This is a genomic window from Sphingomonas gei, from assembly GCF_004792685.1.
GTDB classification, from domain to species: domain Bacteria; phylum Pseudomonadota; class Alphaproteobacteria; order Sphingomonadales; family Sphingomonadaceae; genus Sphingomonas; species Sphingomonas gei.
Genome location: NZ_SRXT01000001.1, coordinates 540,955 through 557,863, shown reverse-complemented (window position 1 = coordinate 557,863; position 16,909 = coordinate 540,955). Strand labels below are relative to the sequence as shown.

16 protein-coding genes and 1 tRNA gene are annotated in these 16,909 nt (G+C 65.7%); 8 read left to right on the top strand and 9 right to left on the bottom strand.

Annotation, left to right across the window (positions count from 1 at the left end):
* The first annotated feature begins 204 nt into the window (after nucleotides 1-204).
* Nucleotides 205-735: a glycine zipper 2TM domain-containing protein gene (locus E5A73_RS02455; RefSeq protein ID WP_135962193.1), complete on the top strand. Its 531-nt coding sequence runs from the start codon at nucleotides 205-207 to the stop codon at nucleotides 733-735.
* 20 nt (nucleotides 736-755) lie between these two features.
* Here the strand turns inward: E5A73_RS02455 and E5A73_RS02450 are convergent, their stop codons facing one another.
* Nucleotides 756-1,097 (bottom strand): hypothetical protein, encoded by a 342-nt coding sequence (locus E5A73_RS02450; protein ID WP_135962522.1) that lies wholly within the window; start codon nucleotides 1,095-1,097, stop codon nucleotides 756-758.
* A 181-nt stretch (nucleotides 1,098-1,278) separates the two neighbouring features.
* Between E5A73_RS02450 and E5A73_RS02445 the strand changes: the two genes are divergently transcribed.
* The 4 genes from E5A73_RS02445 to E5A73_RS02425 all read left to right on the top strand — a co-directional run bounded on the left by E5A73_RS02445 (nucleotide 1,279) and on the right by E5A73_RS02425 (nucleotide 5,808).
* Nucleotides 1,279-1,785, top strand: coding sequence for a hypothetical protein (locus tag E5A73_RS02445; RefSeq protein ID WP_135962192.1), 507 nt, complete (start codon nucleotides 1,279-1,281; stop codon nucleotides 1,783-1,785).
* Nucleotides 1,786-1,990: 205 nt separating this feature from the next.
* Nucleotides 1,991-3,313 (top strand): MFS transporter, encoded by a 1,323-nt coding sequence (locus E5A73_RS02435; RefSeq protein WP_135962190.1) that lies wholly within the window; start codon nucleotides 1,991-1,993, stop codon nucleotides 3,311-3,313.
* Nucleotides 3,310-4,230: a cysteine synthase A gene (cysK, locus tag E5A73_RS02430; RefSeq protein WP_135962189.1), complete on the top strand. Its 921-nt coding sequence runs from the start codon at nucleotides 3,310-3,312 to the stop codon at nucleotides 4,228-4,230. Before E5A73_RS02435 ends, cysK begins: the two co-directional genes overlap by 4 nt.
* 186 nt (nucleotides 4,231-4,416) lie before the next feature.
* The gene (locus tag E5A73_RS02425) at nucleotides 4,417-5,808 is read left to right on the top strand and encodes a cell wall hydrolase (RefSeq protein ID WP_206366358.1); all 1,392 of its coding nucleotides are present in this window, start codon (nucleotides 4,417-4,419) and stop codon (nucleotides 5,806-5,808) included.
* A gap of 422 nt (nucleotides 5,809-6,230) precedes the next feature.
* Here E5A73_RS02425 and E5A73_RS02420 read toward each other — a convergent pair.
* The 7 genes from E5A73_RS02420 to E5A73_RS02390 form a co-directional block, all read right to left on the bottom strand.
* Nucleotides 6,231-7,173 (bottom strand): IS630 family transposase gene (locus tag E5A73_RS02420; protein WP_135962188.1). Its coding sequence is split into 2 segments (ribosomal slippage): nucleotides 6,231-6,836 and nucleotides 6,838-7,173, totalling 942 coding nucleotides; the frame shifts between segments, so codons are not numbered across the junction.
* 223 nt (nucleotides 7,174-7,396) lie between these two features.
* Nucleotides 7,397-9,199 carry an acyl-CoA dehydrogenase C-terminal domain-containing protein gene (locus E5A73_RS02415; RefSeq protein ID WP_135962187.1) on the bottom strand — a complete coding sequence of 601 codons (1,803 nt, stop codon included), beginning with the start codon at nucleotides 9,197-9,199 and terminating at the stop codon, nucleotides 7,397-7,399.
* A gap of 10 nt (nucleotides 9,200-9,209) precedes the next feature.
* Nucleotides 9,210-9,635 (bottom strand): MerR family transcriptional regulator, encoded by a 426-nt coding sequence (locus E5A73_RS02410; protein WP_135962186.1) that lies wholly within the window; start codon nucleotides 9,633-9,635, stop codon nucleotides 9,210-9,212.
* A 32-nt stretch (nucleotides 9,636-9,667) separates the two neighbouring features.
* On the bottom strand, nucleotides 9,668-10,645 hold the full coding sequence (locus tag E5A73_RS02405) for an AAA family ATPase (RefSeq protein WP_240699975.1): 978 nt from the start codon (nucleotides 10,643-10,645) through the stop codon (nucleotides 9,668-9,670).
* A 39-nt stretch (nucleotides 10,646-10,684) separates the two neighbouring features.
* Complete coding sequence (locus tag E5A73_RS02400; protein WP_135962184.1) at nucleotides 10,685-11,845, bottom strand: D-alanyl-D-alanine carboxypeptidase family protein; 1,161 nt, start codon at nucleotides 11,843-11,845, stop codon at nucleotides 10,685-10,687.
* 23 nt (nucleotides 11,846-11,868) lie between these two features.
* Nucleotides 11,869-12,744, bottom strand: a complete 876-nt coding sequence (locus E5A73_RS02395) for an SPOR domain-containing protein (protein ID WP_135962183.1) — start codon at nucleotides 12,742-12,744, stop codon at nucleotides 11,869-11,871.
* Nucleotides 12,728-13,744: a lytic murein transglycosylase gene (locus tag E5A73_RS02390; RefSeq protein ID WP_240699974.1), complete on the bottom strand. Its 1,017-nt coding sequence runs from the start codon at nucleotides 13,742-13,744 to the stop codon at nucleotides 12,728-12,730. Before E5A73_RS02390 ends, E5A73_RS02395 begins: the two co-directional genes overlap by 17 nt.
* Before the next feature lie 134 nt (nucleotides 13,745-13,878).
* Between E5A73_RS02390 and E5A73_RS02385 the strand changes: the two genes are divergently transcribed.
* Nucleotides 13,879-13,968, top strand: a tRNA-Ser gene (locus tag E5A73_RS02385).
* Nucleotides 13,969-13,996: 28 nt separating this feature from the next.
* Nucleotides 13,997-14,644, top strand: a complete 648-nt coding sequence (locus tag E5A73_RS02380) for a hypothetical protein (protein ID WP_135962182.1) — start codon at nucleotides 13,997-13,999, stop codon at nucleotides 14,642-14,644.
* Nucleotides 14,645-14,710: 66 nt separating this feature from the next.
* Here the strand turns inward: E5A73_RS02380 and E5A73_RS02375 are convergent, their stop codons facing one another.
* Nucleotides 14,711-15,481 (bottom strand): FadR/GntR family transcriptional regulator, encoded by a 771-nt coding sequence (locus tag E5A73_RS02375; protein WP_135962181.1) that lies wholly within the window; start codon nucleotides 15,479-15,481, stop codon nucleotides 14,711-14,713.
* A gap of 82 nt (nucleotides 15,482-15,563) precedes the next feature.
* Here E5A73_RS02375 and manD point away from each other — a divergent pair, with 82 nt between their 5' ends.
* A complete protein-coding gene (gene manD / locus E5A73_RS02370) occupies nucleotides 15,564-16,775 on the top strand; it encodes a D-mannonate dehydratase ManD (RefSeq protein ID WP_135962180.1) in 1,212 nt (403 codons plus the stop codon).
* The last annotated feature ends 134 nt before the right edge of the window (nucleotides 16,776-16,909 follow it).

The window sequence follows — 16,909 nt, the reverse complement described above, 5'->3', positions numbered from 1 at the left end:
TCGCCTCGCGCTCGCCGCGCTCAACGCACCACTCGAATCGCCGCGCAAGAAAGTTGCGCAATGACTCGCGTTTCCGCCAAACGAGTCAATTCAAGCCGGGTTCGGCAGGATATCCGCACTACGTTCAGCCGCGCTTCACGCGCATTGCTGGAACGTTTCCGGGTCGCCGGCCGTATCCTACGGCATGCAGGAGGAGACACGATCATGAAGACCATCACCGGCCTCGCGGCCCTTGCCGCGGCGCTCGCCATTGCCAGCCCCGCCGCCGCCCAGACCGGCACGCGCTATAATTCCAGCAGTTCGTATCAGGACGAGGATGCGCGTTTCGACGCTGCGCAGCGCCGCTTCGACACCGAATATGAGACGTTCCAGGCAGCGGTCGAGCGCTATCGCCGCGCCCGCGCGACGCGTCCGGCCTATGACGATCGCGGCCCCGACACGCGCTATGACGATGACGACAATTACGAGCCGTCGCGATATTATCGCTCGGGCAATTATCAGGAGCGCGTGCTCTCGCAGGACGACCGCGTCTATCGCGGCAATGACGGGCGCTATTATTGCAAGCGCAACGACGGCACCACCGGGCTGATCGTCGGCGCGGCTGCGGGCGGACTGTTCGGTAACGTCATCGCCGGGCGCCGTTCGAGCACCGTCGGTACCTTGCTCGGCGCGATCGCCGGCGGTGCGGCGGGTTCGGCGATCGATCGCAACCAGCAGCAGGTCCGCTGCCGCTGAGCCTTTGGGCCGGGATCGGGCTAGCGGGTTTCCACCGCGAGCAGGGTCTCGGCCGCAAAGCGTTCGTCCCGGGGATCGAAGGCCTTGCTCGGGGCGAAGCTGCGCTCGGTCAGCGCGAAGCCGGCGAGCCCGACGAGCTTGAACAGCCCGACCTTCTCCTCGCGCGGCGGCTGGCCGTCGCGCTCGATCGTGGTGGCGCCGACATAGACTTCGCCGTGGCGGGTGAAAGCGACATGCGGTGCCAGCACTACCCGGCCGCCATTATACGTCGCCTCGACGCAGCGGGTGCGGACAATGGCTTCGAACAGCGTCGGCATGGCAGTGGCCGGCGCAGCGGCTTGATCGGTTTCGCTACGGTACATTTCGCGGAACATAGAGCTTATACCGCAGTGCAGCAAGATCCGTGCGGCTACGGACTGTCCCAAACTGCCGCAGGTTGAGGGCGCCTCCGTAGCAGCCCCGATACGGCCATTACCGGGGCCGCCGGTTCATATCTGGTCAGCTAGATCGGGAGCATAGGGGAATGAGGAGCACCGTCCCCCAATGTCTGTCGATCGCCTGCTTGCCCAACATTGCCGGATTCTGGCAAATGTCGCCGCCGTCGAACGGTTCGCCGAGGGGCCGGCGCCCGCGCTCGCAGACGGCATGGCCAACAGGCGCTGGGCCTTTACCCGCGATTTGCTGCTCCATTTCGCCCAGATGGAATCGACTGTCTACGGCCCGATGATGAACGACCGCCGTGAGCGCGCTCAGCAGAGTGCGGCTTTGGCCAGCGTCGAGACCGCGGCCTTGATGTCCGAATATCGCGAGCACGTCGCCCGCTGGCACGGCCCGCACCCCGCCGACCAATGGGAAACCTATCGCCGCGCGGTCTACAGGCTGATGCAGCGAATCCGCATCCGGCTCGAGGCTGAGGCGGCGATGATCGTGCCGTTGCTGCCGATCCAGCCCGATGGCGCGGACTGCGGCCCGACGCGCGAGAGCTACGTCGCCGAGGCCTGGGAGATCCGCGGTGTGCTGTTCGATGGCATCAAGCTGCCGAGCGCTTGACCGCTCAGTGCCAGAACAACAGGAGCAGGATGATGATTGGAAGCGGAATGCCGATCAGCCACAACAATATGCCTTTGCCCATGAAGCGTCTCCGTTGATTTCGCTGGCGTAAAGAACCCCCTCCCCGCATCGAGGTTCCGGCGAGGCGGCGTCCATCGGACAATCGGGCGTTGCGGAGGCGCCGGGTAGGCGTCAGAGAGCCGGCATGCCGATCCATCCCTTCGCCATCGCCAATTTCCGCGCTTACTGGGTAGCGCGCTTCGCCGCGACGCTCGGTCAGATGGCATTGGTCATCGTCATCGGCTGGCAGGTCTACGACATCGCCCGCGAAACGATGACGATCCGGGAAGCCGCGTTCCAGCTCGGGTTGATCGGCGTCGCGCAGTTCCTGCCGCTGCTCGTGCTGTCGCTGTTCGCGGGCTGGCTCGCCGATCGAGTCGACCGCCGCTGGATCGCCCGCGCGGCGCTGGGGCTGGAGGTTCTGTGCGGGCTCGCCCTCGGCTGGCTGTCCTACACCGATACGATTACCCTCCCCGCCTTGTTCGGCATCGCCGCCTTGCTCGGCGTGGCACGTGCCTTTGCCGGCCCGGCTTTGGGTGCGCTGGCACCCAATCTGGTCCCGAAGGAGAGCCTGCCTACGGCGATCGCGCTGAGTTCGGTGTCGTGGCAGATCGGCACCGTCATCGGCCCCGCGATGGGCGGCTATCTCTACGCCGCCGGACCCTCGGTTCCCTATTTCGTCGCGTCCGGATTGTTCTCGCTCGCATTGGTCATGCTGCTGCTGATCTCGCCGGTGCCGCGGACCAGCATCAAGTTCACCGGCAGCCCCTGGGCGCAGATGGTCGACGGCCTCCATTATGTCCGCCGCAACCGCCTCGTGCTCGGCGCGATCTCGCTCGATCTGTTCGCAGTGCTGCTGGGCGGCGCCACGGCGATGCTGCCGGTCTATGCCCGCGACATCCTCCAGGTCGGCTCGGAGGGCCTCGGCCATCTGCGCGCGGCCCCGGCGCTTGGCGCAGTGATGATCGGGATATTCTTCTCGTGGCGCCCGCTCAGGAGCGAGGTCGGCAAGAAGATGCTGCTCGCCGTCGGGATCTTCGGGCTGGCGACGGTCGTGTTCGGCGTCTCGGCCCCCTTCCTCGTCCATCTGCTCGGCCCCTCCGCGATCGGGAGTGACTTCGCCCCCGCCGTGCTTCTCTCACTCGCTGCCCTGTTCGTGCTCGGCGCCGCGGACATGGTCTCGGTCTACGTCCGCCAGTCGCTGATCCAGCTCTATACCCCAGATCAGATGCGCGGCCGCGTCGGCGCGGTGTCGACTCTGTTCGTCTCGGGCTCGAACGAGCTCGGCGAGGCCGAATCGGGCTTCCTCGCCGCATTGATCGGGCCGGTCGCCGCAGTGATCGGCGGCGGCATCGGCGCAGTGCTTGTCACGTTGCTATGGGCCAAGCTATTCCCCGAACTCAGGCGGGCCCGCACCTTCGATCCTCCGGCCAATCTCGAAGTGCCTCCTAAGGAGATGACGACATGAAGGCGAATACGATCCTCGATACGATCGGCAACACTCCGCACATCCGTGTGCAGAAGCTGTTCCCCGGGGCAGAGGTGTGGATCAAGTCCGAACGCGCCAATCCCGGCGGTTCGATCAAGGACCGCATCGCATTGGCGATGGTCGAGGCGGCCGAGGCCTCGGGCGATCTCAAGCCCGGCGGCACGATCGTCGAGCCGACCAGCGGCAATACCGGCGTCGGCCTCGCGATGGTCGCGGCGGTCAAGGGCTATAAATTGATCCTGGTCATGCCCGAGAGCATGAGCCTCGAGCGCCGCCGGCTGATGCTGGCTTATGGTGCCAGCTTCGATCTCACCCCGCGCGAAAAGGGCATGAAGGGCTCGATCGAGCGGGCGATGGAGATCGTCGAGAGCACCGAGGGCGCCTGGATGCCCCAGCAGTTCGAAAACGCCGCGAATGTCGCGGTCCATGTCCGCACCACCGCGCAGGAGATCCTCAACGACTTCGCCGATACGCCGATCGACGTGATCATCACCGGCGTCGGCACCGGTGGCCACATCACCGGCGTCGCCGAGACGCTCAAGAAGAGCTGGCCCAACCTCAAGGTGTTCGCAGTCGAGCCCGAACTGTCGCCGGTGATCTCGGGCGGCACACCGGGCCCGCATCCGATCCAGGGCATCGGCGCCGGCTTCATTCCCAGGAACTTCCACGGCGACGCGATCGACGGGGTGATCAAGGTCGATGCCGGCGTCGCCAAGGACATGGCCCGCCGCGCCGCGAGCGAAGAGGGCATGCTCGTCGGCATCTCGTCGGGCGCGACGCTCGCCGCGATTCTCCAAAAGCTGCCGGACCTTCCCGACAATGTTCGCGTACTCGGGTTCAACTACGATACCGGCGAGCGCTATCTCAGCGTCCCGGACTTCCTGCCCGAGAGCTGATCCACCGGGAAGCGCGGTTGAGCGGACCAGTGCGGCGTTTCGGCGGCGCAATGGTTCCAAACTTGCGCCTGCTGCGTTATGGGCGGCGACCCCGCTGGAGCAGCCTTTTGACATTTCGCCTTCGCCCCGACCTTCTGACTCGCCGCGTTCGCGCGCCACAGGGCTGAGCGGCCGCGCACGATGCTGATGCAGTCTCACGAAGCGGCGCTTGCCCCCGCCCCCGCGGCACCGTCGCCCATCTGGCTGCGGATCCTGCTCGCATTGTTCGCGCTGGTCGCGATCGGTGTGCCGTTGCTGCTCGTTTCCACTTCTCCGCGCGTCGTGGTGCACAAGCGCGCGCCGGTCGTGATCTCGAAGCGCGTTGTGCCGAAACAGGAATTGCCGCCGGTCGAGCCGGTCAAGCTGCAGGAAGTGGCTCCCGAAGACGCCCGCGAGATCAACGCCGCCATCCCCTTCTCCAGCCTGCCCAATCCGGCCGCCCGGGCGTTCCGCCTCTCCGGCGCCGCCGACAGCCAGGTCCGTGCGGTCGATTGCCTGGCGGCCGCGGTCTATTATGAAGCCGGCGACGACGCCGTCGGCCAGCGCGCCGTCGCCCAGGTGATCCTCAACCGGATGCGGCACCCGGCCTTCCCCAAGACGGTCTGTGGCGTCGTCTTCCAGGGATCGGAACGCAGCACCGGTTGCCAGTTCACCTTCACCTGCGACGGCGCAATGCTGCGCTACACACCGAGCCCCGCCGCATGGCAGCGCGCCCGCGACGTCGCCCAGCTGGCGCTCAACGGCTCGGTCTACCGTGCCGTCGGCCACGCGACGCATTACCACACCAACTGGGTGGTGCCGTATTGGAGCGCCAGCCTCGAGAAGATCACTGCGGTGGACACGCATCTGTTCTTCCGCTGGGCCGGCTGGTGGGGCACCCCGCCCGCATTCAACCGCGGTTATGCCGGGATCGAGCCCAACATCCCCCAGATGGCGCGGCTGTCGAGCGTCCATCTGGGCGACACTACCAATTCGCTCGAGCCGGCGCTGCAAGGCGACGGTTCGCTGATCGATCCGGCGACGATTCCGGACAGCGCGGTCCCCAGTGCGGTCGGGGCCGGCCTCGACGCTAACCACTTCCTCGTCGTTCTCGACCGCAAGATGAACCCCGATGCGTTTGCCGCGCTGGCGATCAAGACCTGCGGCGAGCGGCTCTATTGCAAGTTCATGGCGTGGACCGACTCGAAACAGAAGCCGGCCAAGCTTCCCGCCACCCCCGCGCAGACCGCAGCGCTCTCGTTCAGCTATCTGCGCGATCAGGCGCAGGGCTATGCCAAGGCGCTGTGGAACTGCCAGCAGTTCAAGCGGCCCAGCCCGATCCAGTGCATGCGGGTCCAGCCGCCGGTGGGGCCGGTAGCGGCACCGAACCCGCAGCCGACGCCGGCGGCCGGGGCGATTACGGGTCCCGCGCCGTTGACCGGGGTGCGGCGCAAGGCCGATGCGGCAGTGCCTGCGGCGAAGCCACCGGTGAATTTCGCCCTGCCCGTTCCGCGCCCCTCGCCGACGCCGCGGCCGACTCCGGCGGGCGAGCCGCGCTGAGGCGGGGTATTCCGATATTCGAGTCGGCGCGATCTGCTTGACTCTGCTTGACTCGAAACGCGGTTTTTTTGCGCTTGAATTGACTCTTTTCACGGAAACGCACTGAATCTCGTAATTATCTTGCGCGGATAAGGGCGGTTTCCGGTGATCGTTTGACAGGATCAAAGAGCGGCGGATGGCAGTCCGCGCGCCGATGCAAGCAGACGAAATCCTACATTGCAACGCCCAGCGGCAGCTTCAGGTTGTAGCCTCAAACGCACGCGCTCCCTGAAAGGGAAGCAGATAGCGGCACCAGCTTGAGGACGTTTCAGCCCTTGAATATGGCCAGCGCATCATCCTCACTGTCTTCATCCCCGCGAAAGCGGGGACCCTTCTCCCACGATATCCGCACGAGCATCCGGTGCGTCTAGACTCGTTTCCACTTAGGTTGAAGCGTAGCCGGAGTTTCTGAGGTAGTTGGCGCATTCGTGTGGAGGGAAGGCGTCGAGGAGGGTCCCGATGCGGCGCCAAGTTGCATGGACGGAGCGTTCGGCAGCCTTTCGGAGCAACAGCTTGAGCTTGGCGAAGACCTGCTCGATCGGGTTCAGATCGGGCGAGTAGGGCGGCAGGAACAGCAGTTTTGCTCCGGCTGAGCGGATCGCCTTGCGGACGGCCTGGCCCTTGTGGCTGCCGAGGTTGTCCATGATGACGACGTCGCCGGGGTTGAGCGTGGGCACGAGGAACTGCTCGACCCATGCGGTGAAGCTGAGGCCATTGATCGGTCCGTCGAGGACGCAGGGCGCATCGATCCGGTCGTGACGCAGTGCTGCAAGGAAGGTCAGCGTGTGCCATTTGCCGAACGGTGCGCGAGCGACAAGCTTGCGGCCGCGCGGTGCCCAGCCCCGGATCGGCGTCATGTTGGTCTTGGCCCAGGTCTCGTCGATGAAGACCAGGCGCCTGGGGTCAAGCCGGCCCTGATACTTCTTCCACTGCGCGCGCCGTCGCGCGATCTTCGGCCGCAGCTGCTCGACGGCGAACAGCGTTTTTTTTGAAGCGCAGCCCTTCCGAGCGCACCAACCGCCACACCGATACCGTGCTGGTTGCTATGCCCTGTTCGGCCAGCTCGGCCACCAGCGCCTTGAGCGTGATGTCGGGCACTGCCTTCACCCGACCGATCACCAATGCCCGGTGCGGCTCAAGCAACCGCTTGCGGTGCCCACCCATCTGGCGCGATGCCGCCGTGCCCGTCGCCCGATGACGCTGCGACCACTTCACCACGCTCGCGACGCTCACCCCGAACAGCGACGACACCTCCCGGCAGCTCCGACCAGACGCCACCGCCACCGCAACTCGCTCACGAAGATCATTCGAATAGGGTCTCGCCATGCCCGCTGGCCTCCAGCCCCAGCCAGCAGGTTGAATCAGAGCTCAACCCACTTGGGAATCCCCTTTCGATTCAATCAATCAGAAAATGACTCTAGGCGCGCACTCAGGAGATGGGCCCCCGCTTTCGCGGGGGTGCGCTTTTTTTGTACGAGTCCGCTCCGACTTCACACTCCACTTGCAGAGCGGGGAAGGACGGAGGCTGCATGACGGTGCGAACCGCGAACTACGCTGCCCGGAACATCTCCGGATCGAGCGCCATCACGGCGTCGCTGCCGCTTTCGACCTTGCGGCGCAGCGCGCCGGCGTCGGGGAGGAAACGCTCGGCATAGAAGCGCGCGGTTACCAGTTTGGCCTCCAGGAACTTGGCATTCTCGGCACCCGCGGCAAGCGCCTCGGCTGCCGCCTTAGCCATGCGCAGCCACATCAGGCCGAGCGCCACGGTGCCGGTTAGTTGCATATACGGGTAAGCGCCCGCGCCGACATGGTTGGGGTTCTGGAAGCCGTTGGCCGCCAGCCACATCGTCGCGCCCTGGAGATGGCCGAGCGCCTTTCCGAGCGCTTCGGCGAAGCACTCGAGCTTCTCGTCGGTCTTGGCCGCGGCGATCTCCTCGGTGACGACACGGAAGAAGGCCTGCACCGCACGCCCGCCATTCTGCGCGAGCTTGCGGCCGATCAGATCCATTGCCTGCACGCCGTTGGTGCCTTCGTAGATCATCGAGATGCGGGCATCGCGGACATATTGCTCCATGCCCCATTCGGCGATGTAGCCATGCCCGCCATAGACCTGCTGGCTGTCGGTCGCGACCTTGTAGCCGATATCGGTGCCGACGCCCTTGATCACCGGCGTGAGCAGCCCGATCAAGTCCGCGGCGAGTTGACGCTCCTCCTCGCTTGGCGCGGCATGCTCGAGATCGACCTGGAGCGCCCCCCACAGGCAAAGCGCGCGAAGCCCCTCGGTCTGTGCCTTGGCTTCCATAAGCATGCGGCGCACGTCCGGATGGACGAACAAGGTATCCGCCTTTTCCTGGGGATCGGCCGGGCCGGTGAGCGCGCGGCCCTGGCGGCGGTCATGCGCGTATTGGACCGCGTTCTGATAGGCGGTCTCGGCGACACCGAGCCCCTGCAAGCCGACGCCGAGCCGCGCCGCGTTCATCATGATGAACATCGCGGCGAGACCCTTCATCTCGTCGCCGACCAGCCAGCCGGTGGCGCCGTCGTAATTCATCACGCACGTCGAATTGGCGTGGATGCCCATCTTGTGCTCGATCGAGCCGCAAGTGACGGCGTTGCGATCTCCGAGCGAGCCGTCGTCACCGACCATGAACTTGGGCACGACGAACAGCGAGATGCCCTTGCTGCTCTCGGGGGCGCCGGGGGTCTTGGCGAGCACCAGATGGATGATGTTGCTGGTCAGGTCATGCTCGCCCGACGAGATGAAGATCTTGGTGCCGGTGATCGACCAGCTGCCATCGGCATTGGGCTCGGCACGCGTCCGGATCAGCCCGAGATCGGTGCCGCAATGCGGCTCGGTGAGGTTCATCGTCCCGCCCCACTCGCCCGACACCATCTTGGGCACGTATTTGGCTTTCTGCTCGTCCGAGCCCTTGACCAGCAGTGCCGCGATCGCGCCATGGGTCAGCCCCGGATACATCGCGAACGCCATGTTGGCCGAGATCATATATTCCTGGAATGCCGTCGAGACGAGATGCGGCATCTCCTGCCCGCCAAACGCCTCCGGAGCGCTCAAGGTGCCCCAGCCGCTCTCGACAAACGCCTTATAGGCCTCCTTGAAGCCGTCGGGCGTGGTGACGCTGCCGTCGTCATGGCGCGTGCAACCCTGCTGGTCGCCCGAATAGTTGAGCGGGAACAGCACTTCGGCGACGAACTGGCCGCCCTGATCGAGTATCGCCTCGACCACGTCGGGGGTCGCATTCTGGAAGCCCGGGAGATTTGCGTAGCGATCGAGCCCGATCACCGAATCGAGGATGAAGCGGGTGTCGCGCACCGGCGGCGTATATTGCGGCATTTCAGGTTCCTCAGTGAGCGTCGCTGCTTTGGAGCAGTTCGACGAATTGCTGGAGCTCGGCGATGTGCGCGTCGATGTCGCGCTTCTGGTTTTCGAGCAGTTCGATACGGTCGCGGCAGCGTTCGAGCGTGACTTGCTTCTGCACCCGGCGGCCGTCGCCGACATCGTAGAGATCGATCATCTCCTTGATTTCGCCAAGGCTGAAGCCGACCCGCTTGCCGCGCAGGATCCAGGCAAGCCGCGCGCGATCGGCGTGCGAATAGATGCGCTGGGTGCCGCGCCGCTCGGGGCCGATCAGCCCCTCATCCTCATAGAAGCGCAGCGCGCGCGGGGTGACCGCGAACTCGGCGCAGAGATCCGAAATGGAGAAAGTGTCCTGCTCGGGACGGGGCTCGATAGGCGCCAGGGCCTCGAGGGGAAAGGCGGCAGCGTTCATGCCTGGCCTATAGCTTTACCCTTACGTGAACGTCAAGCGCGCGTCGCCAGCCGCGCGATCAGCCCCGACATTTCGAACACCGTCGCCGCGGCATCGAGCGAAAGCCCGGTCGCGGCGGGCCCCAACTCGCGTGCCGCAGCATAGGCGTCGAGCGCTATTCGCAGCGGTTCTCCCGATCGCGTTCGGGCCTGCTCGGCGATGAAGCTCGGCGCGCGGTGCAGGAACGCCTCGTAGCGCGGTTGCGCCGCCTTGACGCCGAGCGCTTTGGCCAGCCGTGAGCGCACGGCGTTGGATGGGTCGCCGGTTTCCGCCAGCACCGCCATGTCGCGCTCCAGCGCGGCCAGATCGAGCCCCGCAAATCCGAGGGCGCGCCCCGGCGAGCCTTCGCCGGCGCGGACCAGCGCGTCGATCTCGCTCCGGCTCGCATCGGGGATGGCGTCGCGCAGAATGCCGGCGATCTGCTCGGCGGCGAGCGCTTCGAACCGCAGCAATCGGCAGCGCGAGCGGATCGTCGGCAGCAATTGCCCGGGCGCATGGCTGACCAGCAGGAAGATCGTCCCCGCCGGCGGCTCCTCGAGGTTCTTGAGCAGCGCATTGGCGCCGCCGCGCTCGAGATCGTCGATCGAGTCGATCACGATCACGCGGCGGCTGCTCAGCGAGGGCTTGGTCGCGAACAGCGGCTGCAGGCTGCGCACCTGTGCGATGGTGATCGAGCGGGCGAGCGCCTCGTCGGGCTTGGCGGCATCCTTGGGCAGCCGCACCAGCTCGCGATAATCGGGATGCGCGCCCGCGGCGATCAGATGCGCGGTCTGGGTGGTCTCGGGCACGTCCCAGCCGGGACCGAGCTTCTGCGGCTCGCTCGCCTCGGCCAGCATCCGCGCCGCCGCCTGGCGCGCGAAACTGCCCTTCCCTACCCCTTCGGGTCCGGCGATCAGCCAGGCATGGTGGAGCACGCCGCTGGCCATGGCGGCGGCAAGCGCGTCGCGCGCGGATTCGTTGCCGAGGAGCATCATGCTGCTATCCCCTCCCTGCCGGGGAGCGGCAAGCGATTAGCCGAACAGCGACGTCAGCCCGAGCCACACCCGCCGGAAGAACCCCGCCTCGCCGACATCGGCTTCGGCGACCAGCGGCAGCGTCTGGGTCGGCATGCCCGGCGTCTCGACGACCAGGTCGGCGATGTGCGCACCCGCCTTGATCGGCGCCTTGACCGGGCCGAGATAGACCAGCTTGCCGGTGAGCTTCGGCGACGTGCCCGCGGGCACCGTCGCGTTGAGCGCGCGCGGCGCGACCACGCCGACGCTGCCCGCGCCGCCGCCCTGCACTTCGACGTCGCCGATCCTCTTGCCTTTCGACGCGATCGCCAGCGGGCTCCACGCGCGGAAGCCCCATTGCATGAAGCGCACCGATTCCTCGGCGCGCTGGCCATAGGTGCTGAGCCCGGCGACGACCATCACCAGCCGCCGGCCGTTCTGGTCGGCCGAGCCGGTGAAGCCATAGCCCGCTTCGTCGGTATGCCCGGTCTTGAGCCCGTCGGCACCTGCGACCCGCCCGAGCAGCGGATCGCGATTGCCCTGGACGATGTCCGCGCCGGCACCCAGCGTCTTGCCCCAGGTGTAGGACGTGCGGCTGTAGAATTGCTTGTAGAGTTGTGGATGATCCTGGATCGTCGCCTTGGCGAGGTGCGCGAGATCGCGCGCCGTCACGTAGGTCCGCCCTTCGTCGGGCCAGCCGTTCGAGGTGCCGAACTGGCTGTTGCTCAGCCCGATCTTCTTGGCCTGCTGGTTCATCAGATTGACGAACGCTTCCTCGGTACCCGCGATCTTCTCGGCGAGCACGACGCAGGCGTCGTTGCCCGACAGCGTGACGATGCCGTTGAGCAGATCCTCGACCCGCGGCTGCTCGCCGACCGCCAGGAACATCGTCGAGCCTTGCGAATGCCACTTCTTCCAGGTTTCGGGCGCGACCGTGGTGGTGTCGCTCAGCTTGAGCTTGCCCTGCTTGATCAGGTCGAACGCGACATAGACCGTCATCATCTTCGCCATCGAGGCCGGCGGGATGCGGCGATCGGCATCCTTGGCATAGAGCACCGCGCCCGAAGACAGGTCCTCGAGATAGGCGATCGGCGCGGGGGTATCGAAGGGCGGGTTCTGCGCGGTGGTCGGATAAGCGACGGCGAGCGCCAAGATCGAGGCGGCGATAAGCTTCTTCATGGCAGTCCGGGTCCCCGGGTTACTCAGTTGACGGCGATGACGCGCGCGTCTCCATGACCCGCGCGTGCGGCCCCGCCCCGCGCTGCATCGGCCTGCGCCCGTGTGGCGAAGGGGCCGAGCTGCACGCGATAGAGCCCTCCGCCCTGCTTTACGGACCCGCCGAGCCTCTGCGCAAGCGCTTGCGCGTTCCGGGCGTTAGAAAGTGCGGCGATCTGAACGTAAAATCCTGCGCCCGATGCCGGGCGGGCAGCGCGCGGCGCGGGGGAGGGACGCGAATAAGCCGGCCGCTCGACCGGTGCCGGCGCCGCCGCAACCGGTGCACCGAGATGCTTGCGGAGCGCATTGAGCAGGATCGGCGGCGTATCGGGACGCGCCGCGGCGGGGCCGCCGGCACGCAAGGCGAGCATGTCGCCTGGGCCGGCCGCGACCTTGCGCACCCGCACCGCGACTCGCCCGCCACCGTCGTGGCCGAGTTCGCGCGCGGCGCCGGGCGACAACCGGATCGGATTGCCCGCGCCAGGATCGGTCGCGGTGACCAGCACGACGATCGTCCGCCCATTTTCCAGCGACGTCACTTCGACCAGCGAATCGGGGGCAAGCGAGGGATGGACTCCGGTGACACCCTCGCCGTCGCCGATCGCGGCATAGCCGACTTCGTCGTAACGCTGCTCGCCGGGCGCGCGCTGCGAGGTGCCGCGTGGGCCGGTAGCCTCCGGCGCGGGATCGGCATAGCCGTCCTGCGCCTGCCCGTAATCGAGCCGCGGCGCGGCCTGTTTGGCACCCGGCGCGGGATAGCCGGCACCGGGCCGGTCCTGCGGGCCGATATGGGCAAGGGCTCGCTCCCCGCCGAAACCGGCGAGGACGAGAAGGGCAGCGATGGCGCTAGCGTTCGACTTCATCGGCGAGCAGCCCTACCGACAAAGCGTAAAAATTCGAGCAATTATAGTCGAGGATAACGCGATAATTGCCGGTGAGCAGATAGGCGGTCTTTCCGGGCCCGTCGGGTTCGAGCAAGGTCGCCTGGACGTTGTCGGCCGGCCAGGCACGCCCCTGCGGCGTCAGCCCCAAAGCGCGCCACTCGCCGATCGTCTTCCACCGGCTGTGCCGCTCCTGCACCCGCGGACAGCGCGGCGCATTGGTTCGCCCCGCGATCGCCCCCCGGTCGAACCCCTCGGGAACGCGCACCGCGACTCCCCAGGGCTGGCCCGGCCGCCAGCCGGCGTTGACGAAATAATTCGCGATCGAGGCGAGCGTGTCCGCCTCGCTGCTCCAGATGTCGGCGAGCCCGTCGCCGTCGCCGTCCACGGCGAGCCGCAGATAGACGCTCGGCAGGAATTGCGGCCCGCCGAACGCGCCCGCCCAGCTGCCGACCAGCTTCTCGCGCGGCACCCCGCGATCGATCATCTTGAGCGTCGCGATGAACTCCTCGGCGAACAGCGCGCGCCGCCGCCCTTCGTAGGCGAGGCTGGCCAGTGCGCGCGGCAAGTCGAACCCGCCCATCACGCGGCCATAATTGGTCTCGTGTCCCCAGATCGCCACCATGATCGATTCGGGTACGCCCGTCTCGCGCTCGATCCGCGCCAGCCGCGGGCGTTGGCGCTGGTACGCGCTGCGCCCCTGCCCGATCCGCGCCGCATCGACATGCTGGCGCCGATAAGGCTCGAACGGCGAGATCGGCGCATTGGGCCGGGTTTCGGGTTGCTGCCGGTCGAGCTCGACCACGCGGGCATTATAGGTCAGCGTCGGGATCACCAGATCGACCGTCCGCCGGGTGACGCCCTCGGCCATCGCCTGCCGCGCCAGCGTCTGGAGATAGGTCTGGAAGCCGCTCTCGTCCTGCGCGATCGCCGGCCCCGCCGCCGGGCTCGCAACGATCACCGCGACCGCGAGGGCCATCATTCTTCCGAACATCGTACGCAAACCAGCCATTAAGCGTTTGTGGCACAGCGGCGCCCGGGCATGAACCCCTTGCCGCGGCAGGCGGTCAAGATTTTCTGGCATACTGCCGCGCGGCGCGATAGCGGAGCGTCAGCGGAGAGGTGGCCGAGTGGTTTAAGGCAGCGGTCTTGAAAACCGCCGTGGGTGCAAGCTCACCGTGGGTTCGAATCCCACCCTCTCCGCCACAACGAGTTGAACCGCTGATCGGATCATATGAGCCAGCCCTCCATATTATTCGAGCCGCTCCCGCACAGAGGCAGGTTATTCAAATACTTTGAAAAGAAGGATTATGCGCTCAGTTGGGAAAGAGGGGGGCAAATCCCAATTTCTCTAGCCAGTTCCTTTTTATCTAATCACCGCGACGGCATTTTCACGCCTGACGAAGTTCTTCAGGCGAGACTTGTTGGGTGCAAGAAATCGGATTTCCGCGGAATATTGGAGCTAGGGCCCGACGTAAGAGGGGGTAGAATACATAATATTGGCTTCAAGGATTTTGGCGACGATGACTTTACCTATGTGAAGCATGCTGAAATCGATCATTTTGAGGAGGATGCCTACATTTTATGTATGAGCACTGTTTTATCTGCAGGTTTAATGGCGATGCTCAAGAAGTCATGCGCCATTGAGATCCTGGATTTAGAGCGTCTTCGGTCAAGTTTAGACGAGGTCCTTGGGAAGAAATCGGTTTCAGGCTCTGTTCGGTATACAAACAATGAGGACCGAGGGCATTTTATGAAATCGGAAGCAGACTCCTGGCAGGAAGAATACAGGATGGCTTGGACGAGTTCAGGTCAGCCGACGGTCTGGGTAGATATACCGGAAGGAATCGGCAAAATGATCGATTTTGGAGATCGTGCGTAGAGACGCATGCCCTCGATCCTCAATTCGGATTTCTTGCCTCTAGATTTGGTCAGGAAGTCGGCGCCCTCAACCCGACCCGATCTTCAACCGCCGCGCCACGCTGTCCCGCCGTGCATCCAGCTCGCTCCGTGCCCGCTCCATCACTTCGAGCTCGGTCGCCTCGAGCAAGTCATCGACCACGCCGCGCAGGTGCCGCCGCATCGCGCTGCGCGCCGCATGCGGGTCGCGCGCCCGAAGCGCCGCCACGATCGGGCGATGCTCGTCCACCCGCGGGGTGATCCCGCCGCGCTTGGCCCGCGCGAACATGTTCGCCGCAAGCGGGGATTTGGTACGCAATTCCCACAGATATTCGATCACGCTGCGGATCGCGGCATTCCCCGTCGCAGTCGCGATTGCGAGGTGGAAGCGATGGTCGGCGTCCATCACCGAAGGCTCGTTCGAATCCTCCGCCGCCATTTCCACCAGCAGCCCATCGATCTCGTCGAGCTGCTCGTCGGTGATCGAGACCGCCGCCAGTGCCGCCGCCTCGCCTTCGAACAGGATCCGCGCCTCGGTCAGGTCGAACGCGCCGACATCGAAGTTGAGCGCGTCCTCGCGCTGGCCGGTGCCATGATCGCGCTTGGTGACGTACAGCCCCGAGCCGTGCCTCGCCTCGATCCAGCCCTTCATCTCGAGCGCGATCATCGCCTCGCGGATCGTCGGGCGGCTGACCTTATATTCCTCGGCCAGGTCGCGCTCGCCGGGGAGCCGCGTGCCGGGGGACCAGCGCCCCGCCTCGATCGCCTCGGTGATCGACGCAGCGATCCGCTGGTACAGCTTGTTGCCCTTGATCTTCATTCCGTCCTCACCCGCCCACCCTAGGTTGACAGCATAGCCGTCACAAGGAGATATTGGCCTGACCACTTTTCGAGGATTCTCTTTGCCCCGCATCATCTCCGCGCGCGTGATCGTAACGTGCCCCGGCCGGAACTTCGTAACGCTCAAGATCGAGACAGACCAGGGCGTCTACGGCGTCGGCGACGCGACGCTGAACGGCCGCGAATTGGCCGTGGCGAGCTACCTCACCGACCATGTCATCCCCTGCCTGATCGGGCGCGATGCGCACACGATCGAGGACATCTGGCAATATCTCTACAAGGGCGCTTATTGGCGCCGCGGGCCGGTGACGATGAGCGCGATCGCGGCGGTCGACATGGCCTTGTGGGATATCAAGGGCAAGATCGCGGGGCTGCCGGTCTGGCAGCTATTGGGTGGTGCCAGCCGCGAGGGCTGCATGGTTTATGGTCATGCCAATGGTAGCGATATCAGCGAGACGATCGAGCGGGCGCACGAATATCTCGAACAGGGGTATAAGGCAGTCCGTCTCCAGTCGGGCGTTCCCGGCCTGGCCGCGACCTATGGCGTGTCGGGCGAGCGTTTCTATTACGAGCCCGCCAAGGGGTCGCTTCCCGAGGAGACGCTGTGGTCGACCTCCAAATATATGCGCCACGTGCCCGAGCTGTTCGACAAGGCGCGCGATGCGCTCGGCTGGGACGTGCATCTGCTCCACGACGTCCATCACCGGCTGACTCCGATCGAGGCAGGGCGGCTCGGCAAGGATCTCGAGCCGTACCGGCTGTTCTGGCTCGAGGACGCCACTCCGGCCGAAAACCAGGCCGGCTTCCGCCTGATCCGCCAGCACACCACGACCCCGCTCGCGGTCGGCGAGATCTTCAATTCGATCTGGGACGCCAAGCAGCTGATCGAGGAGCAGTTGATCGACTATGTCCGCGCGACCGTGGTCCATGCCGGCGGCATCACCCATCTCCGCCGGATTGCCGCGCTCGCCGACCTCTATCAGGTCCGCACCGGCTGCCATGGTGCCACCGATCTCTCGCCGGTGAGCATGGCCGCGGCGCTCAATTTCGGGCTGTCGGTGCCCAATTTCGGCATCCAGGAATATATGCGCCACACGCCGGAGACCGATGCGGTGTTCCCGCATGCCTATTCGCTGTCGAACGGGCTGATGCATCCTGGCGACAAGCCCGGGCTGGGCGTCGACTTGGACGAGGCGCTGGCGGCGCAGTACGAATATAAGCGCGCTTACTTGCCGGTGAACCGGCTCGAGGACGGGACGATGTTCAACTGGTGAGCCAGGTGCTCCTGCGAAAGCAGGAGCCCAGGGCGGCGAAGTACTGCGTGGCCTGGGCTCCTGCTTTCGCAGGAACACGGGAAAGAGGACAATCGCCGTTCTCCACAGGTCGCGACCGAACGGTAAATTCCGCA